The 19,220-nt window shown below is 70.2% G+C and carries 16 protein-coding genes; 3 read left to right on the top strand and 13 right to left on the bottom strand.

The features are described from left to right. Window positions 1–195: 195 nt before the first annotated feature. From ACTMMA_RS05450 to ACTMMA_RS05440, 3 genes are all read right to left on the bottom strand, one after another. On the bottom strand, window positions 196–1,140 hold the full coding sequence (locus ACTMMA_RS05450; protein WP_441189079.1) for a hypothetical protein: 945 nt from the start codon (window positions 1,138–1,140) through the stop codon (window positions 196–198). Window positions 1,141–1,361: 221 nt separating this feature from the next. Then, complete coding sequence (locus tag ACTMMA_RS05445) at window positions 1,362–2,171, bottom strand: GNAT family N-acetyltransferase (RefSeq protein WP_441189078.1); 810 nt, start codon at window positions 2,169–2,171, stop codon at window positions 1,362–1,364. A gap of 162 nt (window positions 2,172–2,333) precedes the next feature. After that, window positions 2,334–4,985 carry a replicative DNA helicase gene (locus ACTMMA_RS05440; RefSeq protein ID WP_441189077.1) on the bottom strand — a complete coding sequence of 884 codons (2,652 nt, stop codon included), beginning with the start codon at window positions 4,983–4,985 and terminating at the stop codon, window positions 2,334–2,336. A gap of 438 nt (window positions 4,986–5,423) precedes the next feature. Here ACTMMA_RS05440 and ACTMMA_RS05435 point away from each other — a divergent pair, with 438 nt between their 5' ends. Beyond that, window positions 5,424–6,731: an MATE family efflux transporter gene (locus tag ACTMMA_RS05435; RefSeq protein WP_441189090.1), complete on the top strand. Its 1,308-nt coding sequence runs from the start codon at window positions 5,424–5,426 to the stop codon at window positions 6,729–6,731. Window positions 6,732–6,816: 85 nt separating this feature from the next. On the opposite strand, the gene mnhG is transcribed toward ACTMMA_RS05435, so the two are convergent. The 10 genes from mnhG to rpsF all read right to left on the bottom strand — a co-directional run bounded on the left by mnhG (window position 6,817) and on the right by rpsF (window position 15,302). Then, the gene (mnhG, locus tag ACTMMA_RS05430) at window positions 6,817–7,164 is read right to left on the bottom strand and encodes a monovalent cation/H(+) antiporter subunit G (protein ID WP_441189076.1); all 348 of its coding nucleotides are present in this window, start codon (window positions 7,162–7,164) and stop codon (window positions 6,817–6,819) included. Beyond that, complete coding sequence (locus tag ACTMMA_RS05425) at window positions 7,161–7,547, bottom strand: monovalent cation/H+ antiporter complex subunit F (RefSeq protein WP_441189075.1); 387 nt, start codon at window positions 7,545–7,547, stop codon at window positions 7,161–7,163. The genes mnhG and ACTMMA_RS05425 overlap by 4 nt, the downstream gene beginning before the upstream one ends. After that, complete coding sequence (locus ACTMMA_RS05420) at window positions 7,544–8,215, bottom strand: Na+/H+ antiporter subunit E (protein WP_441189074.1); 672 nt, start codon at window positions 8,213–8,215, stop codon at window positions 7,544–7,546. The genes ACTMMA_RS05425 and ACTMMA_RS05420 overlap by 4 nt, the downstream gene beginning before the upstream one ends. Beyond that, window positions 8,212–9,765, bottom strand: a complete 1,554-nt coding sequence (locus tag ACTMMA_RS05415) for a Na+/H+ antiporter subunit D (RefSeq protein ID WP_441189073.1) — start codon at window positions 9,763–9,765, stop codon at window positions 8,212–8,214. Before ACTMMA_RS05415 ends, ACTMMA_RS05420 begins: the two co-directional genes overlap by 4 nt. Next, window positions 9,762–10,388 (bottom strand): Na(+)/H(+) antiporter subunit C, encoded by a 627-nt coding sequence (locus ACTMMA_RS05410; RefSeq protein WP_441189072.1) that lies wholly within the window; start codon window positions 10,386–10,388, stop codon window positions 9,762–9,764. Before ACTMMA_RS05410 ends, ACTMMA_RS05415 begins: the two co-directional genes overlap by 4 nt. Next, window positions 10,385–13,282, bottom strand: coding sequence for a Na+/H+ antiporter subunit A (locus ACTMMA_RS05405; protein WP_441189071.1), 2,898 nt, complete (start codon window positions 13,280–13,282; stop codon window positions 10,385–10,387). Before ACTMMA_RS05405 ends, ACTMMA_RS05410 begins: the two co-directional genes overlap by 4 nt. A 281-nt stretch (window positions 13,283–13,563) precedes the next feature. Continuing rightward, window positions 13,564–14,010 carry a 50S ribosomal protein L9 gene (gene rplI / locus ACTMMA_RS05400; RefSeq protein WP_441189070.1) on the bottom strand — a complete coding sequence of 149 codons (447 nt, stop codon included), beginning with the start codon at window positions 14,008–14,010 and terminating at the stop codon, window positions 13,564–13,566. A 29-nt stretch (window positions 14,011–14,039) separates the two neighbouring features. Continuing rightward, window positions 14,040–14,276: a 30S ribosomal protein S18 gene (rpsR, locus tag ACTMMA_RS05395; protein WP_441189069.1), complete on the bottom strand. Its 237-nt coding sequence runs from the start codon at window positions 14,274–14,276 to the stop codon at window positions 14,040–14,042. An 86-nt stretch (window positions 14,277–14,362) separates the two neighbouring features. After that, window positions 14,363–14,956 carry a single-stranded DNA-binding protein gene (locus ACTMMA_RS05390; protein WP_441189068.1) on the bottom strand — a complete coding sequence of 198 codons (594 nt, stop codon included), beginning with the start codon at window positions 14,954–14,956 and terminating at the stop codon, window positions 14,363–14,365. A gap of 58 nt (window positions 14,957–15,014) precedes the next feature. Next, complete coding sequence (rpsF, locus tag ACTMMA_RS05385) at window positions 15,015–15,302, bottom strand: 30S ribosomal protein S6 (protein WP_441189067.1); 288 nt, start codon at window positions 15,300–15,302, stop codon at window positions 15,015–15,017. Between the two features lie 228 nt (window positions 15,303–15,530). On the opposite strand from rpsF, the gene ACTMMA_RS05380 reads away from it, so the two are divergent. Continuing rightward, a complete protein-coding gene (locus ACTMMA_RS05380; protein ID WP_441189066.1) occupies window positions 15,531–17,666 on the top strand; it encodes an acyltransferase family protein in 2,136 nt (711 codons plus the stop codon). Window positions 17,667–17,775: 109 nt separating this feature from the next. Further along, window positions 17,776–18,942, top strand: a complete 1,167-nt coding sequence (locus tag ACTMMA_RS05375) for a nucleotide sugar dehydrogenase (protein WP_441189065.1) — start codon at window positions 17,776–17,778, stop codon at window positions 18,940–18,942. Window positions 18,943–19,220: the final 278 nt, after the last annotated feature.

The raw sequence follows: 19,220 nt of genomic DNA, 5'->3' as shown, positions 1-19,220 counted from the left end.
CCCACTGCGCGGGCGCGGGGCCCCTTCCGTTGCCCCGTCGGATAGCGCAGCCCACTCGTGAGACGGCGGGGCTCTACGGGGCGCCCAATCCATTTGGTACGGCGGGCATGGGTGTTGACGGTTGCCCATGGTTTGACCGACCGTGACGCTTGAGGTCGTCGCCTGGGCGAAGGTTCGCGATACAGAGGGAGGGATCTACGCGAACGGGAAGATCTTAGGGAGGTCGATCAGGACCTGGAGGATGGTTCTGCCAGCTTCCGTTCCGATGGCCCCTGCCGCGGACGACATGGCCTGATCCCTCCACTGCGAGAGCCGGCCGCGGGCCGGGTTCGCGGTCGTGAGTTCGTCCTCGATGCCTTCGACTGCCTCAAGGACAGCGGGCACGACCTCGCGGGGCAGGTCAGGATCCTGCAGCATCTCGCGAATCACCTGAAGCTGCTGTATCGCTGCCTGGCGTTGGTCGTTGGTGATGGTGACGTGCTGCACGGTGTGGTCACCGGTCTGGACGGCACCTTGATTGGTGAAGGTGTCTGCCTGGATCCCGACACGTTGGTCATACGTCACCGACCGGGCATGACCCAGGTAGGCATCGGCGAGCGAGAGATCGGGGCGGCCAAGCATCGTCTTGCCCCTGCTGGTGACCTCGCACCGGCTGTGGTTCGAACCCGAAGAATGGATGGAGGAGATCAGGTCCTGTGCCTCGAGCGCATCCATGGCCGCTTCGCGCTCGGACATGCTCACCGGTGGAGTTCCGGGTGCGTGCAGGTCCCACACCTCCCACTCATCACGCAGGAAGACACCGCGTTCCTCCTCGACCGCCCTCCGGAGGATCTCCCGCATCGTGCGATCGACCCGGTCCCTGCCGGAGGTCCGGGAGGTGCGCCACCGCTCAGCCGCCCGGCGGCCGGTGCTGCTGATGCGCCAACCGCTGCTCATCCGTTCGCTGTTCCTAGCAAGCCCCAACTCCACGAGAGTGGTCAGAAGATCCAGCACATCCTCTTCGGCAAGCCCTAAGCCCTCGCCAACGGCGAGCCGGCTCACCCACTGGTCGGGGCCCAACGGCTGGCTGAGCTCGTCCAAACGGAGCAGCACCGCGGCCGCATCGGGGTCAGACAGAAGGTCCTCTGCGGTTGTCCACATACGCCGCATCCTGCCAGCCCCGACCGACACACTAGCCGGGGTCGGCGCTGACCAACCGCACCTCACAGAACACCATCGCTTGCCTCGAGACCAGCGCGTGCTCACGCATCGCCAGAGCGGCATCGTGCGGCGGGGCATGGCTTCCAGGCGACCTGCGCACCCAGCCTCGACGAGCTGTGCGAACACGCTAAGTGCCCGGACGCACTCCGCAGCCCCTCCGGTCAACTCCCTGGCAACTGCCTCCAGTACGTCTGCTTGATGTGCGTCGTGACGAAGCCGAAGCGCTGCAGGTTGCGCTCGGAGGCTCCACCCAGGGCCGTCGTCGCCATGGCTAGGGAGCAGCTTGCGTCCCGCGCGACGCCGAGGCGATGGAGGATGAGTGCGGCTTGGACGCCCCGCCCACGCTCGGCAGGCAGCGTCGACATCCCACCCAGAGTCGCCACGTCTTCGCGGATGGTCAGGCTCGCGCAACCCAGCGGTCTCCCGTCCACCTCGTCCAGCGCGATGATCATCCCGTCGCCGTCGACCGCATGCGCGGCACGAGCAAACGCATCGGCCGCGCCGCGGGCGCTCTCGCTCTCGTGGCCCCACCCCGCGGCCGACACCTCCTGCCACTCCTCGAGCGACCGCTCGTTAACAGGGGCCATGCGTACCCCAGGGTGAGACAGCTGAGCGGGGAGCCGGTCCAGCGGGTACACGTGCACACTCGTGCCCGCGCCGGCATCAGGGCCGAACCCGTACGACCTCAGGGCAGCTAGGGACTGCGGGTGCGTCACCGGGGTGACCTCGATCTCGGCGCGCACTCCTGCGGCAGCGCTGCGCTCCATGACGAGCTCGATATCGGCAGCCTCTAACGGCTCCGTGATGCCCGCCGCGATCGCCCGGTTGACGTACAACCCACGCCCGGAGAGCACGAGGTACCCACCAGCGACGGCCAGCGTCTCGGTGCCCCACGACCGATCCTGCTCTGCCAGCGCCCCTGCCAACGCCACAGCGTTAAGCGCATCCACCAGTTCGAGGCGTGAGGCCAAAGAGCCGCAATCCACCCGCCCATCGTGCCCGTGGAGAGTCATGAGTGGAGGTAGGGAAGGCACGCGATTCCGCTCAGACGCCACTCATGGACATATAGATGATCATCTATGCATCATAGAAGCGGTGTTTGTGCAAAGTTCGCTGCATCTCGACACTCCACCTCAGAAGTTGCTGGCCATGTTGGTGAACCGGCTGTAGTGGCCCTGGAAAGCCACGACGACGGTGTCGGTCGGTCCGTTTCGGTGCTTGGCTACGATCACGTCCGCCTCACCCTCACGGGGCGACTCACGCTCGTAGAGGGACTCCCGGTGCAGCAGGATGACGACGTCCGCGTCCTGCTCGATGGAGTTGTGCACTGCGATACCGTCCGCGATGAAGTTATGACCGCCAAGCACAGTCGCGTCATAGACGTCCTCGACCCCAACCAACTCAATCGAGGCGATCTCGTCCCAGAAGACATCATTGACCGCGTACAGTTCGAGCTCGGCGCTGTCCAGCACTGCCGCCACGCGGGCCAGGCGCTCCCGGGACGGCGCGCTCTTGTAGAGCGTGGCGCCGCAGTACGCCGTGCCGAGTTGCGCCTGGAACTCGCGAGTGGTCATACCCTGGTCGGCCATCACCTGCCGAACATCACCCCAGACCTCCTTAGGCACCGTGTCGACGTTGGGGTTGGACTGGCGGTGACGAATGACCTCGAGCAGGAGCGCGGCGGACGCCGACCGTCCACCGAAGACACCGATCTCCTGGAGGAACCGACGCTGGCTGTCGCCCCCGGAGATGTCCAGGGTGTAGCCGTCGCGGAAGCCTTCCTTGCGGACCGTCCTGATCCGTGTGCTGATGCCAAAACGCAGCAGGAGTCGCGAGACGTCGTCCACCAGGCGACGGCTTGTCGACGCGTAGTAGACGCGGCCGCCGGACTGAGCCTTGTTCACGGTCACCGAGCCGTCCGTGGCCCACAGGTGGTGCAAGAACAGGGCGATCTGTGCCTTGGGCAGTCGGAATACCGGCTCAGGCACGAATTTCTGGTGGCTCCTGCGGTCGAACAAGCCCAGGTCGTCGAGCCAGGCGGCGATAGGGTTGCGCCGCCCGCGAGCCAGCCGGTAAGGGGCCCGCAGCCTCAGCGACGTGCACCTCGCCGAGGGGTGCTCGTCCCGGACCGCCATGACCCCGAAGGACAGGGCTGCGGTGGTGACGGCCCGGAGATTCTCCTCATCGATCGAGGCGTAGCGCAACGGCTGCCGTTTCAGCATCGATCCATCACCGATCATGTGCGCCAACAGGACGACCCGGTCATCCTCCCAAGGCTCGTGCTGCTCAGGCGCTGGCACGTGCCGGGGCACGGCTACCCGGTCCCCCTGACGGAGGTCACCCAGCTGCTTCCAGCCGTCGTAGGTGAGGAAGGGGTGGTTCTCGGTGGCCCGCAAGGTCTTGCCCGAGCGCAGGGTGAGCCGGAAGACCGGTCTGGTGCCGGTGGGGAAGACGTGCGTGAGGTGACGCCGCACATAGCGCAGGGACTCGTCGAGGGACCAGACCGGGACGTCGGTGGCGCCTTCGGCGAGCAGCTCGCCGAGCGACACCTCTGCCCCGGTGTCGGCCCGCAGCACGCGGGTGTTGGCCGTCAGACAGCCAGACTCACGAAGGTCGCTCATCTGCGGCTTCTTGTCGGTCCGCTGCTCCGGACCACGGTTCAGCTGGGAAAGCGCGATGAGCGGGACCTCGAGCTCCTTTGCCAGGAGCTTGAGCGCACGGGAGAACTCCGCGACCTCCTGCTGACGTGACTCGACCCTCTTGCCGGAGCTCATCAGCTGGAGGTAGTCGACGATCACCATCTTCAGGTTGTGGCGCGTCTTGAGCCGGCGGCACTTGGCGCGGATCTCCATCAACGACATGTTGGGCGAGTCGTCGATGAAGAGGGGCGCGTCCTGGATCCGACCCTGGGTCTCGGCCAGCCGGGTCCAGTCCCGGTCGCGCATGTTGCCCTTGCGCATGTTCTGCAGCGGGATCTCCGACTCGGCCGACAGCAGTCGCATGGTGATCTCGGTGCGGCTCATCTCCAGGCTGAAGACGACGGTCGGCATACCGTGCTTGATCGCCGCCGCACGGGCAACGTCCAAAGCGAAGGTGGATTTTCCGACGGCTGGCCTGGCGGCCACGATGATCATCTGACCGGGGTGGAGACCGTTGGTCAGCTCGTCCAGCTCGGTGAAGCCCGTGGGCACGCCCACCATCTCGCCGGTGGAGCTCGCGTTGTGCTCGATCTCGTCCGCGGTGGGCTGGAGCAGCTCGCCCAGCGCGTGGTAGTCCTCACCGCCCCGTCCGTCCGCGACCGCGAAGACCTCGGCCTGCGCGGCATTGACGATCTCCTCGACGTCTCCCCCGCCGTAGCCGATCTGCACGATCTTGGTGCCGGCCTCGACCAGACGGCGCAGCACCGCGCGCTCGGCCACGATCTCGGCGTAGAACGCGGCGTTGGCCGCCGTCGGCACCATCGAGATGAGCTGGTGCAGGTATGCGGCTCCACCCACCCTGGTCAGGTCGCCGCGCTTGGTCAGCTCGTCGGCCACGGTGATGGCGTCGACCGGCTCGCCCCGACCGTAGAGGTCGGTGATGGCGTCGTAGATCAGCTCGTGGTTGGGGCGGTAGAAGTCGACCGCCTTGACGATCTCGGAGCACTCACCGATGGCGTCCTTGGACAGCAGCATCGCCCCGAGCGCACTCTGCTCGGCGGCCACGTCCTGGGGCGGCAGCCGGTCGGCCGGCGGGCCGCCGGGGGCGTCGTTGGTGTAGGCCTGCTCGAGCTCGCTGAGCGACATACGACCCTCCTGCGTTGGTGAGCATCTCGTCGTCGACAAGGTCACCACGGACCACCGACAGACCCCGGCGCGCGCGGGTCATCGAGCCACCGTAAGCCCTCCGCCGGACCAGTCCAACTGCCCCTGTGGACAGGATGTGCACGGACTGTGGACCTGGCGTGGACGACCCCGGCACCCCCTTGTGGACAACTGTGGAGAACCTTGTGGGTAAGACAATAATGTGGGCTTGGTCATGCCGCTGACCTGCGGCGATGTAATTCACAGCCTGTGGACGAAAAGTTCTCCGCAACTCACCCCCATGCCCTCCCGACCCGCAGCCACACCCGTCCCAAGATCGGCCCGGCCACCTGCTCCGTCACCTCGTGATGGCACACTCGGCCCGTGACCACGCCCGACCCCCAGCCCGCGCCCGCACCGGGGAACCGCCCCGGACCGGGCATGCGCGCCGAGGTGCTCCGGCTGGCCGTCCCGGCCTTCCTGGCGCTCGTGGCCGAGCCGCTCTTCCTGCTCGCCGACTCGGCCATCGTCGGCCACCTGGGCACCTCCTCGCTGGCCGGTCTGGGCGTGGCCAGCGCGGTCCTGCTGACCGCCGTCAACATCTTCGTCTTCCTCGCCTACGGCACCACCGCCGTCGTCGCCAGACGTCTCGGTGCCGGCGACCAGCGCGGCGCCCTCGCCGCCGGCGTCGACGGCCTGTGGCTCTCGGTCATCCTCGGCGTGCTCGCCGCGATCGCCGTGGCCGTCTGGGCCGAGCCTCTCGTCGGCGTCTTCGGCGCCACCCCCGCCACCGCGGCGGAGGCGGTGACCTACCTGCGCGTCTCGACCCTCGGCATACCGCCGATGCTCCTGGTCCTGGCCGCCACCGGCGTGCTCCGCGGCCTGCAGGACACCCGGACCCCGCTCGTGGCCGCCGTTGTGGGCTTCGGCGCCAACGCCCTCCTGTCCCTCCTGCTGGTGCACGGCGTCGGATGGGGCATCGCCGGCGCGGCCTGGGGCACGGTCATCGCTCAGACCGGCATGGCGGTCGCCCTGGTGTGGGTCGTGCTGCGCGGGGCCCAACGCCTGGACGCCCCCCTCACCTTCACCCCGGCAGGGGTCCTGCGCTCCGCCCTCGACGGCGTCCCGCTGCTGGTCCGCACCCTCTCCCTGCGCGCCGTCCTGCTCCTGACCACCTGGGCCGCCGCCGGCCTGGGTGAGGCGGAGCTCGCCGCCCACCAGGTCGCGATGACGGTATGGAGCGCTCTCGCCTTCGCGCTCGACGCCCTGGCCATCGCCGCCCAGGCCCTGACCGGCAAGTCCCTGGGGGCCGGCGACGTCGAGGGGACCCGGGCGACGACGGCGATGATGGTCCGCTGGAGCATCTGGTTCGGCATCGCCCTGGCCGCGCTCATCGTCGTCCTGCACCGGGTCGTCCCCCTGGGCTTCAGCAGCGACCCGTCCGTGCGCGCCGCCCTGGCCGCCGCCCTGCTGGTGGTCGCGCTGGCCCAGCCGGTCTCGGGGGTCGCCTTCATCCTGGACGGCGTGCTCATCGGGGCCGGCGACGCCCGCTGGCTGGCGGTCGCGCAGACCGTGTTCCTGGTCGCCTACCTGCCGATGGTGCTGGGGGTGTGGGCCTCCGGCGTGACCGGCACTGCCGGACTGGTCTGGCTGTGGGTGGCCTTCTCCGGCTTCATGCTCGTCCGCGCGCTGGGCCTGTGGTGGCGGGCCCGCGGCGACGCCTGGATGGTTGTCGGCTCCGCACGCTGAGGGATTTGCGCCCACGCCGAAGAGTGGTGGGCCCCGCACGCCGAGACGTGTCCGCAGAGCGGGCCGACGGGTCCTCGACCCGGGCTCAGGGCTGGTCGGTGCCCCTCGACCGGGGACCCACGTGGATGTCGTCCTCCCGCACCCGGCCGGTGCGCAGGGCGGCCCGGCTGACCAGGTGCGCCCCCGCCGGGATGGTGAGCAGCTGGAAGACAGCCACGGCCACGAGCATCCCGACGTCACCGCCGCTGCGGGTGCGCAGACCTACGCCGAGCACGACGAGCAGCACCCCCAGAACCTGGGGCTTGGTGCCGGCGTGCATCCGGGTGAGCAGGTCGGGGAAGCGCAGCAGGCCGATCGCCGCCGCGAGCGCGAGCAGCGCGCCGAGCAGGATGACGATCAGGCCGACGACGTCCAGCACGTCACCCAGGCTCATGACCGACCACCCCGCTCCACCTGGCCGGGCCTGGGCCGACGGGCGTCGCGGTGCGCCGCCTGGGCGTCCCGCTCGGCCCGCGCGTCGGGCGCGGCGTCCGGCCCGGGATCCTCGTCCTGCGCCACGAACCTGGCCACGGCCACCGCACCGAGGAAGCCGACGAGCGACAGCGAGACCAGCAGCGGCAGCGTCGTCGACAGGCCGGACAGCGCGACGTGCGCACCCAGCGCGCAGACCACGATCGAGACCAGCACGTCGGAGGCGACGACCCGGTCCAGGACCGTCGGCCCCACGGTGATGCGGATGATCGTCAGCGCCGCCGCGAGGAAGAGCAGGGCACCGATGGCCCAGGCGAGGACCGTCTCGAGGGTGTCGATCGTCATGGCCTGCCCTCCGGGTCGTGGTCGGCCGCGCGGCGCGCCTCGAGGGCGTCCTCGTCCCGGCGGGCCCGGGCGGCGTCACGCTGCTCCTGGGTCGCGCGGCGCCGGCGCGGATCGAGCAGCGAGTCGGGGTCGGGGTGGAAGGCGCGCAGCACGCGGGCCTCCTGGCCCAGCACCCGGTGGCGCACGCCCTGCGCCTGCTTGGGCGTGCCGACGTTGAGCGCGTGCAGGGTCAGGATCCGCTGCATGGAGTCCAGGTCGATGACGACGGTGCCGGGCACCAGCGCCACCATCTCGGCGGTGATGGTCTGGAGCAGCTCGTCGTCACCGGCCAGCTCCAGCTCCAGGACGACGCCGCGCGCCACCGGACCGGGACGCACGGCCAGCCAGGCCACCTCCGCCGAGGCCACGACCAGGTCGTAGAGGAAGCGGCTGACCAGCACGATGACCTGCCAGGGCCGCACCCGCAGCTTGATCGGCACCCGCGGCAGGGGGAAGGCCACCAGGACGAGCACCGAGACCAGGAAGCCGCCGACGAGCAGCACCGGGTCCACCGCCCCCCACAGCAGCAGCCAGACCAGGGTCAGCCACAGCACCGACCACCAGGAGAAGCCACGGCGGCCTGCGGCCGGCATCTGCGGGCCGGCCACCTTCGCGTCGTCAGCCGTCACAGGTCCACCCCCCTGCCCAGCACCGAGGTGACGTAGGGCTCGCGGGAGAGCAGGTCCACCGCCGCCCGGGTCGTGACGTCGTAGAGCGGACCGGCCACCACGGTGATCGCCACCGTCACGACCACGATCGCGGTGGTGGGGCCCAGCACGCCCCAGCCCAGCGCCTCGTGGTGGCCACCGCGCCAGGGGCCTCGGCCGGTGATCCCCGCCGGGTTCTCCGACCAGAACGCGCGCGCCCAGACCCGGGCGATGGCATAGAGCGTCAGCAGCGAGGTCAGAACCGCACCTGCGACGACGACCCACGCCAGCCAGGTGTCCTCCTGCACCCCGGCCTGGATCAGGCCGACCTTGCCCAGGAAACCGCTGAAGGGCGGGATGCCGGCAAGGTTCATGGCAGGGACGAAGAAGAGGACGCCCACCACCGGGGAGATCCGCGCCAGGTCACCGAGCTTGGAGGCGTCGCTGGAGCCGCCGACCCGCTCGACCAGACCGGTGACCAGGAAGAGCGTGGTCTGGATGAGGATGTGGTGGATCACGTAGAAGATGGCCGCGCCCAGGCCCGCCGCCGAGCCCAGGGCGATCCCGAAGAGCATGTAGCCGATGTGGCTGACCAGGGTGAAGGACAGCATCCGCTTGATGTCGTTCTGGACGATCGCGCCGAGGATGCCCACGACCATCGTCAGCAGCGCCGCCCACAGCAGCAGGTCGTCGAAGCGGTTGCCCGGGAAGAGCAGGGTCTGGGTGCGGATGATCGCGTAGACACCGACCTTGGTGAGCAGGCCGGCGAAGACCGCCGTCACCGGTGCCGGGGCGGTCGGGTAGGAGTCGGGCAGCCACCCGGACATCGGGAAGATCGCCGCCTTGACCGCGAAGCCGATGAGCAGCAGCAGCTGCAGCTGGGTCACGGTGGAGGGCTCGATCTCGCCCAGGCGCTCCGCGAGGAGAGCGAGGTTGACGGTGCCTGCTGCCGCATACACCGTGCCGATCGCCGCCAGGAAGATCGAGGAGGAGAGCAGGCTGACCAGCACGTAGGTGGTGCCGGCCCGCACCCGCTCGGCCGTCCCACCCAGGGTGAGGAGCACGAAGCTGGCGGCCAGCAGCATCTCGAAGCCGACGTAGAGGTGGAAAAGGTCGCCGGAGATGAAGGTCGTGGTGACGCCGGCGGCCAGCACCAGGATCGAGGGGTGGAAGACCGGCAGCGGGCTGTGCCCGTCGCTCTCGTCGTCGAAGCTGCTGGCGCCCTGGCCGATCGAGTAGGTCAGGACCCCCATCGTGACGGTGGTCGAGACGATGACCATGAGCGCGGCCAGCCGGTCCACGACCAGCACCACGCCCTCCCACGGCATCCAGCCGCCCACGAGCATCACCTGCGGGCCGATAGTGTCGGCGGCCCACAGCAGCACGCCGGCGCACACGAGCATCGCGGTGAGCACGCTGAGGCTGACCACGCGCTGCACGACGGTGCGTCCGGCGGCCGCCAGCGTCAGCCCGGCGCCGATGAGCGGCAGGACGACCAGGAGCGGGATGACCCAGGAGTACTGGCTGATCATCGGCCCTCCTCCGGTCGGTCGTGGGTGGTGGGCTCGGCCGGGTCGGCGGCGGGCGGGATCTCGTGGTCCGGCTCTCCCTCCGACTCCGGGGGGTCGAGCTGCTCGGCGAGATCGGGTATGTGGTGCTCGTCCTCCTCGACCGGGGCGGTCGAGTGGTCGCTGCCCACGTCGGTGGCCTCGACCTCGGGGTGGTGGCGCGACTCGGGCCGCTCGCCCTCGGCGGCGATCTGCTCGGTCACCTCGCGGGCGCTGGGACCGTCGAGCTTGTCGGACTCGGCCATCGCGTGGATGCGCGCCGACTCGGAGTCGTCGGAGACCAGGTCCATCCCGGCGTGGACGCTGCGGTGGGCCAGGGCCAGCACGAAGGCCGTCATCGCCAGGGTGATGACGATGGCGGTGAGGACGAGGGCCTGCGGGACCGGGTCGGCCCGCGGGTCGTCCCCGGCGCCGACGATCGGCGGCGAGCCGGCGGGCCCGGAGCCGATGATGAAGATGAGGTTGATCCCGTTGCCCATGAGCAGGAAGCCCATCAGCGCGCGGACCAGGGAGCGGGAGAGCAGCAGGTAGACGCCGGTCCCGATGAGGGTGCTGGCGACGATCACGAGGGTGAGGTTGGGGGTCATCGGCGCGACGCCTCCTCACGGGCCTGCTCGGACTGGATCTGCACGTCGATCCCGGAGCCGAGGCTGCGCAGGACGTCGAGCATGAGGCCGATGACGACCAGGTAGACGCCGACGTCGAAAAGCAGCGAGGTCACCACGTGGACGTCGCCGAGCAGCGGGATGTGGATGTCCGCGGTCCAGGTGCGCAGCGCGGGTGAGCCGAAGAACATCGGCATGACCGCCGAGCCCCCGGCGATGAACAGTCCCGTGCCCAGCAGCGCGGCGGGCATCACCGGCAGCGCAGCGCGCAGCTCGGCGCCGTAGCCGGCCAGGTAGCGCAGGCACAGCGCCAGGCCGGCGACGATCCCGGCCGCGAACCCGCCGCCGGGCTGGTTGTGCCCGGCGAAGAGCAGGTAGACCGACCAGAGGATCATCGTGTGGAAGACCAGGTGGGTGACGATCTCCAGGATCGTGGACCGGCGGCTGGCCTCGAGCAGGTCGGTGCCCAGGATCCAGCCGCGACGGCCCCCGGCGGCCTGCTGGACGGGCTGGCGGGAGGTGCGGCGGGCCCGGAATCGGCGCAGCACCTTGGCCACCCGCTGCATCGCGTCGTCCTGGATGAAGATGAGGCTGGCGACGCCGGTCGCGGCCGCCAGGACCACCGAGAGCTCGCCCATGGTGTCCCAGGCCCGGACGTCGACGAGGATGACGTTGACGATGTTGGCGCCGCCGCCGTAGTCGACGGCACGCTCGGCGAGGTTGCCGTGCGCCGGGTCGTGGATCCGCGAGCCGGAGGCCAGCAGGGTCACCGTCCCGATCACCACGGCCACGGAGACGCCCAGCAGGGCCCGCAGCCGTCGGGTCATCACCGTCGGGTCGTCCGGGAAGCGCCCCGAGAGGCGTCGCAGCACCAGGACGAGGACGACCAGCGACACGGTCTCGACGAGGACCTGGGTCAGGGCGAGGTCGGGCGCGCCGTGGAGCAGGTAGAGCAGTGCGGTGCCGTAGCCCGTGACGCCCACGAGGAAGACCGCACGCAGGCGGCGCCGGGCACGCGTGGCCAGGTAGGCACCGGTGACGACCAGGGCGCCGGTGGCGATCTGCGCCGCGGAGTCGGCGAGGCGGACCTGGGGCAGGCTCACGCCGTCGAGCAGCAGCACGGCGCCGGGCAGCAGGACGACCACGGCCACGATGGTGCCCAGCAGGACCGGCAGCGAGCCTCGCTGCATGAAGCCGGTCGTCTCCAGGGCCGCCCGGTCCACGCCGCGGATGAGGTGCTGGTAGACCCGGCCCGCATCCAGCGGGGACAGCGGGATCGGCACCTCGACGGGACGGCGGGCCTGCAGCCACCACCAGAGCGCGCCGGCGACCCAGATCCCGACCGAGACCAGCAGCGGCAGGGAGATGCCGTGCCACAGCCCGAGGTGGACCGGGTGCGCGTCCGCGACGTGGGTGACGGCCGAAGTATGCGGCTCGAGCACTTTCTCCAGGCTGGTGGAGGTCAGCCCCAGCAGCAGTCCCCCCAGGGAGAGCGCGACCGGGACCGACACCAGGATCCAGCTCGGCGGGTGCCAGCGCGGCGGCACCGGCTTGCCCACCGGCGGCCGGGCCCCGTCGGTGAAGGCGCCCCAGACGAAGCGGGTGGAGTAGGCGAAGGTCAGCACCGAGCCGACGATCACGGTCACCGCGGCGGCGCCCTGCAGCGAGCGCCAGCCGTCGACCGGGTCGAGGAGGGCGCCGAGCGCGGCCTCCTTGCCGACGAAGCCGAGCAGCACGGGCAGCCCGGCCATCGACATCGCCGCGAGCAGGGCCGAGGTGGCCAGGACCGGCATCTTGGCGCGCACGCCCTGGAGGCGGCGGATGTCGCGGGTGCCGGTGGCGTGGTCGATGGTGCCGACGGTCAGGAAGAGGCTGGACTTGAAGAGGGCGTGCGCCACGACCAGGGTCAGGCCCGCCAGGGTGGCGCCGGGGCTGCCGTAGCCGATGAGCACCATGAGGAAGCCGAGCTGGCTGACGGTGCCGTAGGCCAGGAGCAGCTTGAGGTCGGTCTGCCGGGTCGCGCGGAAGGCACCCACGATCATCGTGGCGCCACCCAGGACCAGGACGGTGACCTGCCAGGCCGGCAGTGCCGCATACCCCGGGGCGAGGCGTGCCACCAGGTAGACGCCGGCCTTGACCATGGCGGCGGCGTGCAGGTAGGCGCTGATCGGGGTGGGGGCCACCATCGCGCCGGGCAGCCAGAAGTGGAAGGGGACGAGCGCGGACTTGCTGACCGCGCCGACGAGGATGAGCACGACCGCGACGGTGATCGCCGATCCGGACTGCGGGTGGGCGACCAGCTCGCTGATCCGGTAGGTGCCCTGGGTGTTGCCCAGCAGGATGATGCCGATGAGCATCGTCAGGCCGCCGGCCGTGGTCACGATCAGGGCCTGCTTGGCCGCGCGGGTGCTGGCCGCGCTCGTCGACAGATAGCCGATGAGCAGGTAGCTCAGGATCGTGGTGAGCTCCCAGAAGACGTAGAGCACCAGCAGGTCGTCGGTGGTGACCAGGCCGAGCATCGCGCCGGCGAAGCCCACGAGGTTGGCGCCCAGCAGGCTCTTGCTGCCCTCGTCGTCCTCGACGTAGTGGGAGCAGTAGAGCAGCACCAGCGCGCCGACGACCGAGACGATGAGGGTCATCACCCAGGCGAGGGTGTCCATCCGGAAGGAGAGGTTCATCCCCAGCCCCTGGACCCACTCGTAGCGCTCGGTGTGGGGGGTGGGGCTGCCCGCGGCGGCGAGCTTGGTCGTGGCCCAGCCGGCGGTGATCGCGGGAGCCAGCGCCAGCACCGCGAAGCCGCGGTTGCCGAGGAGACGGATCAGAGGTGCGGACAGGATCGCGGCCCCCAGGTGCAGCACGAGGAGGGCAGCGATCACGGGCAGCCCTCCTCAGGGGTCGTCGTCCTCGGCGAGGCATCAAATGGGTGACGTGTCCTCGATTCTACCTGCCGGATCGGGCAGGTCGGACGCGCGGGCTCGCGCCGACCCACCGGGTCCGGCGGCGATGCCCCGAGCCTGGATCGGAGGGGCGATGCCCGAGCCTGGATCGGAGGGGCGATGCCCGAGCCTGGATCGGAGGACGGCGGAGCACGGCGACGCCCCCGCCCCCGGGACGGGGGCAGGGGCGTCAGGCCTGGCGGCCGGTCGGAGCGGGCTCCTCAGCCGGCGACGACCTCGACGGTCACGTCGGCGGAGACGTCCTCGTGCAGACGCACGTGGACGGCGTGCTCGCCGACGGTGCGGATCGGGGCCGGGACCTCGATGCTGCGCTTGTCGACCTGGGGGCCACCGGCGGCGACGATCGCCTCGGCGATGTCCTGCGGGGTGACGGCGCCGAAGAGGCGGCCGCCCTGGCCAGCGTGGGCCGTCACGGTCACGGCCTTGCCCTCGAGGGAGGACTTGGTCGCGGCGGCGTCCTCGGCGGACTTGGCGGCGCGCTTGACGCGACCGGCCTGGATCGCGTCGACCTGCTTCTGGCCACCCTTGGTCCAGGGGGTCGCCACCTTGCGGGGCAGCAGGAAGTTGCGGGCGTAGCCGTCCTTGACGTCCACGACGTCACCGGCGGCGCCGAGGCCCGAGACGGGCTGGGTAAGGATCACCTTCATGGTTCTTCTCCTGGTAGCGGGGTGCCGGATCAGCGAGCGGAGCTGCTGTAGGGCAGCAGCGCCATCTCACGGGCGTTCTTCACGGCGTTGGCGATGCGGCGCTGCTCCTGGACGGAGACGCCGGTCACGCGACGCGCGCGGATCTTGCCGCGGTCGGAGATGAACTTGCGCAGCAGCGCGGTGTCCTTGTAGTCGATCGCCTCGATCTTGGCGGTCTTGAGCGGGTTCGCCTTCTTCTTGGGCTTGCGCACAACGGGCTTGGCCATCGTGGTGCTCTCCTTTGCAAGAGCCCGAGCTGTGACTCGGGATGGTTTCTACGGATAGGGGGTATGGGGTGAGCGCCCGGCTCGGATCAGAACGGCGGCTCGTCGTAGGACGGCGCGCCGCCCCAGCCACCACCGGACTGACCGCCGGTGCTCGAGGCCCCACCACCGGCCCACGGGTCGGACTGGCCGCCGGCCTGGCCACCGGACTGCTGGCCGCCCTGGTTGGCCCAGGGGTTGCCGCCCTGCTGACCGCCGGCCTGCTGGCCACCGGACTGCTGGCCGCCACCCTGGCGGTTCCAGTCGCCACCGCCGGAGCGCTGGGCCTTGGTCACCTGGGCGGTGGCGTAGCGCAGCGAGGGGCCGACCTCGTCGACCTGCATCTCCATGACGGTGCGGTTCTCGCCCTCCGGCGTCTGCCAGGAGCGGGAGACCAGACGACCCGTCACGATGACGCGGTCGCCGCGGTGCAGCGACTCGGTCGCCCGCTCGGCGGCCTCGCGCCAGACCGAGCAACGCATGAACAGCGTCTCGCCGTCCTTGAATTCGTTGGTCTGGCGGTCGAACTGCCGCGGGGTGGACGCGACGGTGAAGTTCGCGACGGCCGCCCCGTTGGGGGTGAACCGCAGCTCCGGGTCGGCGGTCAGGTTGCCGACGATCGTGATGGGGGTTTCTCCAGCCATGTCAGGTCGTCCTTGATCCGTGTCCGTGGATGTGGTGGGAGGTGACGCTGAGCAGGGCTCAGGCGTCGCGACGAAGCAGCTTGGTCCGCAGAACGGACTCGTTCAGGCCCAGCTGGCGGTCCAGCTCCTGGGCGGTGGCCGGCTCGGCGGTCATCTGGACGACCGCGTAGATGCCCTCGGCCTGCTTCTTGATCTCGTAGGCCATGCGACGGCGGCCCATGACGTCGATCTCGTCGACGCTGCCACCGTCCTTCGGCACCACGGCGAGCATCTTCTCCAGCGTCGGCTGGAGGGTGCGCTCGTCGGTCTCGGGGTCGAGGATGATCATCAGCTCGTACTGACGCATGCGTAAACCCACCTCCTTCGGTCTTGGCGGTCACGGTCTCTCCGTGACAGGAGGGCTGCATACATTCGTGCCTGCCTCGCCCCGGACCCCAGCCTGGCAGAGTCGGACGACCCTCGCAGCCGTTGTCCACAGGCACGCGGGTGCGCGCCGGGCAAGGAAACAACTACTCCACGATACCGGCCGCGTCGGCACCGGCCTAATCCCCGTTCGGGACTAGTCTCGGCCCCGATGACCGCGACGGCACTGCCCCCCGAGACGCCCGCGACCGCCAGCCCCCTGCGCGGTCCCGCGGTGCTGCGTGGCGACATCGAGGGCCTGCGCGCCATCGCCGTGCTGATGGTCCTGGCCTACCACGTCGGACTGCCCGGATCCTCCGGCGGTTTCGCCGGTGTGGACGTCTTCTTCGTCATCTCCGGCTATCTCATCACCAGCCAGCTGGTGAAGGAGGCCACCCGCAGCGGCCGGGTCTCGCTGCCGCGCTTCTACGCACGTCGGGCCCGCCGGCTCCTGCCGGCCGCGACGCTGGTGCTCGTCTGCACCTCGATCGCCGGCTGGCTGCTGCTGCCCCGTGGGCGGCACGCCGACCTCGGCGCCGAGGTCCTGGCCGCGACCGGCTACGTCGTCAACTGGCTCTTCGCCTTCCGCGAGGTCGACTACCTCGCCGAGGACGCCAATCCCTCGCTGGTCCAGCACTACTGGTCGCTGTCGGTCGAGGAGCAGTTCTACGTCCTGTGGCCGCTGCTCATCATCGGCGCCCTGTGGCTGGCACACCGGCTGCGGCTGCGGCTGGTGCCCGTGCTCGCCGTGGTCCTGGGCACCCTGGTCCTGGCCAGCTTCGCCTGGTCGGTCCGCCACACCGCCGACTCCCCCGGGACGGCCTACTTCGCGACCACCACCCGGGCCTGGCAGCTGGGCACCGGTGCCCTGCTGGTCCTGCTGACGCCGCTGCTGGTGCGCCTGCGTCGACCCCTCGCGGCCGGCGCCGCGTGGCTCGGCCTCATCGCCATCCTCGTGACCTTCCTGGTCATCTCCACCAAGACCCCCTGGCCTGGCTCGGCCGCGGCTCTGCCCACGCTGGGCACCGCCGCCGTCATCGCGGCCGGCATCGCCTGGCCGGACAGCCCCCCGGCCCGCCTGCTGGGCGTGCGGCCCATGCGCTTCCTGGGCGGCCTGTCCTACGGCCTCTACCTGTGGCACTGGCCCGTCCTGCTGCTCCTCGAGGAGCTGCGACCCGACGCCTCCCTGCTCACTCGGATGGCGGCCGCCGGGGTCTCGGTCGTCCTGGCCTGGGCCACCCTCCACCTGGTCGAGAACCCCATACGCTTCAACCCTCGCCTCTCCGGCAGCCCGTGGCCGGCGCTGCGGCTCGGGGCGGCCGCGATGGTCGTCTCCGCGCTGATCGCCGGCACCCTCATGGTCACCGCCCCCTCGCTGGAGAAGGCGGACCAGGGCGCCACCGGCGCGATCTCCCTCGTCGACCCGGCCAGCCGGACCCGCGACCAGCTCGAGCCGGTCGCCGACCTGGCCCCCGCGGTGGCCCACGTCGACACGCTGACCCCCGACCCCGCGGTCGTCGACGAGGACATCTCGATCGCCTACGCGGAGCGCTGCCAGGTGCCGGTCGAGGGCACCGACCGCAATGCGGACGACGAGTGCTGGTTCGGCGACCCGTCCGGAGACGTCGAGGTCGCCCTGGTCGGGGACTCGAAGATGGAGCAGTGGAGCTCGGCGCTGCACGCCATCGGGATCGTCGAGGGCTGGCGGATCAAGGTGTGGACCAAGTCCGCCTGCGGTTTCGTCGACGAGGGCCGCGCTGCGGACTGCCACGGCTACAACACCGAGCTGTCCGCGCTGCTCGGTGACGGCGAGCACACCCCCGACATCGTGATGACGTCGATGGGTGCCGGCTACGGCAAGGGGGACGCCGAGTCGGTCGAGCGCCTCCTCGCCCCGGCGACCGCCGCCGGTGCCCGGCTCGTCGTCATCGCCGACACCCCGCGCCAGGTGCCACGGGGCGAGGCGGAGGGCGTGACCTCCTACGAGTGCCTCGACAAGCACCGTGACGACTGGTCCGCCTGCTGGTCCGACGTCCAGAAGGCCCCCGGCAACGCGGCGCTGCGGGTGCTGGCCGACCGCACCGACGCCCCGCTCATCGACCTCACCCCGTGGATCTGCCCGGACCCGGAGGGGCTGGGCGGCTGCGCCCCCGCCGTCGGGGGCGTCGTGGTGAACCGCCAGGGCAGCCACCTCAGCGCCAGCTACGTGCGCAGCCTGACGCCGGTGCTGCACCACGCCCTGGTCACGGCCGGGCTCGCGAAGACCCCGCTGGAAGCCATCGGGTGGGAGATGCCGGCCACCCCCTGATCGCACAGATCCCGCCACGGGACCCAGCCAGAGGGACGCCGTCGTGGCGATGAGGGAGCTCTCATCGACCGAGCGCCATACTGGAGGTTCGTTCACCTCGAGGAGAAGCATGAAGATCGCGATCGCCGGCACCGGCTACGTGGGCCTGTCCAACGCCGTCATCCTGGCCCAGCACCACGACGTCGTCGCCCTGGACATCGACCCGGCCAAGGTCGAGCTGATCAACTCCGGCACCTCCCCGATCGTGGACCCCGAGATCTCGGACTTCCTGGCCAACGCCGACCTGTCGCTGCGGGCGACCACCGACCCCGCGCAGGCCTACGAGGGGGCCGACTTCGTGGTCATCGCCACCCCCACCGACTACGACACTGAGAGCAACTTCTTCGACACCTCCACCGTCGAGAAGGTCCTGGTCGACGTCCAGGCCCACGCCCCCGACGCCACTGTCATCATCAAGTCCACGATCCCCGTCGGGTTCACCGAGCGCATGCGCACCACCCACCCCGGCGCCGACATCATCTTCTCCCCCGAGTTCCTGCGCGAGGGCCGCGCCCTCTACGACAACCTCCACCCCTCCCGCATCATCGTCGGCGACACCACCGACTCCGCCCGCGCCTTCGCCGACCTCCTCCTGGAGGGAGCCATCGACAAGGACGCCCCCGTCCTGCTGGTCGGCTCCACCGAGGCCGAGGCCATCAAGCTCTTCGCCAACACCTACCTGGCCATGCGCGTGGCCTACTTCAACGAGCTCGACACCTACGCCGCCACCCGCGGCCTGGACACCAAGCAGATCATCGAAGGTGTCGGCCTGGACCCCCGCATCGGGGACCACTACAACAACCCCTCCTTCGGCTACGGCGGCTACTGCCTGCCCAAGGACACCCGCCAGCTCCTTGCCAACTACGGCGACGTCCCCCAGACTCTCATCACCGCGATCGTCGACGCCAACACCACCCGCATGGACTTCATCGCGGCCGACATCGAGACCCGCAAGCCGGCCACCGTCGGCATCTACCGCCTCATCATGAAGGCCGGCAGCGACAACTTCCGCGCCTCCTCCATCCAGGGCGTCATGTCCAGACTCCAGGCCCGCGGCACCGACATCCTCATCTACGAACCCACCCTGGCCCAGGACACCTTCCAGGGCGCCCGCGTCACCCGCGACCTGGAGGAGTTCACCATCCAGGCCGACGTCATCATCGCCAACCGCCTCGACGGCACCGCCCGCTCCTTCGGCGACAAGCTCTACACCCGCGACCTCTACGGCCGCGACTAGACAGTGCGGGAGGCTCCCCATCAGAGCATCGTTGACCCACGCCTCGCACTAGTCTGACCTCGACGGCCGTGTCCGTCAGTGCCGACATCCCGACCGAAGGACCCCATGCAGACCCGTTCTCAGCCTCGAGCACTTGCTGGGCAACCGCAAACCTGGTTGATCCTGTCAGGGCACGCAGCCTCGTTGAACTCATTCGGGGCAGAGATCAGTGGCCTCGCCCGGGCGAGGCACACGGTCAGGGTCGGCTACGCGGAGGGGCCGCTGCCTGCCAGTCTTCC

This window comes from Ornithinimicrobium panacihumi, from assembly GCF_052073805.1.
GTDB classification, from domain to species: Bacteria; Actinomycetota; Actinomycetes; order Actinomycetales; family Dermatophilaceae; genus Ornithinicoccus; species Ornithinicoccus panacihumi.
The sequence above is the reverse complement of the archived record's forward strand: the minus strand, read 5'-3'. Positions and strand labels throughout refer to the sequence as shown.

Bases quoted from the DNA above. Each gene is read 5' to 3' on its own strand.
- ACTMMA_RS05450 (WP_441189079.1), bottom strand. From the start codon at position 1,140: ATGTGGACAACCGCAGAGGACCTTCTGTCTGACCCCGATGCGGCCGCG.
- ACTMMA_RS05440 (WP_441189077.1), bottom strand. From the start codon at position 4,985: ATGTCGCTCAGCGAGCTCGAGCAGGCCTACACCAACGACGCCCCCGGC.
- ACTMMA_RS05435 (WP_441189090.1), top strand. From the start codon at position 5,424: ATGCGCGCCGAGGTGCTCCGGCTGGCCGTCCCGGCCTTCCTGGCGCTC.
- mnhG (WP_441189076.1), bottom strand. From the start codon at position 7,164: ATGAGCCTGGGTGACGTGCTGGACGTCGTCGGCCTGATCGTCATCCTG.
- ACTMMA_RS05425 (WP_441189075.1), bottom strand. From the start codon at position 7,547: ATGACGATCGACACCCTCGAGACGGTCCTCGCCTGGGCCATCGGTGCC.
- ACTMMA_RS05415 (WP_441189073.1), bottom strand. From the start codon at position 9,765: ATGATCAGCCAGTACTCCTGGGTCATCCCGCTCCTGGTCGTCCTGCCG.
- ACTMMA_RS05410 (WP_441189072.1), bottom strand. From the start codon at position 10,388: ATGACCCCCAACCTCACCCTCGTGATCGTCGCCAGCACCCTCATCGGG.
- rplI (WP_441189070.1), bottom strand. From the start codon at position 14,010: ATGAAGGTGATCCTTACCCAGCCCGTCTCGGGCCTCGGCGCCGCCGGT.
- rpsR (WP_441189069.1), bottom strand. From the start codon at position 14,276: ATGGCCAAGCCCGTTGTGCGCAAGCCCAAGAAGAAGGCGAACCCGCTC.
- ACTMMA_RS05390 (WP_441189068.1), bottom strand. From the start codon at position 14,956: ATGGCTGGAGAAACCCCCATCACGATCGTCGGCAACCTGACCGCCGAC.
- rpsF (WP_441189067.1), bottom strand. From the start codon at position 15,302: ATGCGTCAGTACGAGCTGATGATCATCCTCGACCCCGAGACCGACGAG.
- ACTMMA_RS05380 (WP_441189066.1), top strand. From the start codon at position 15,531: ATGACCGCGACGGCACTGCCCCCCGAGACGCCCGCGACCGCCAGCCCC.
- ACTMMA_RS05375 (WP_441189065.1), top strand. From the start codon at position 17,776: ATGAAGATCGCGATCGCCGGCACCGGCTACGTGGGCCTGTCCAACGCC.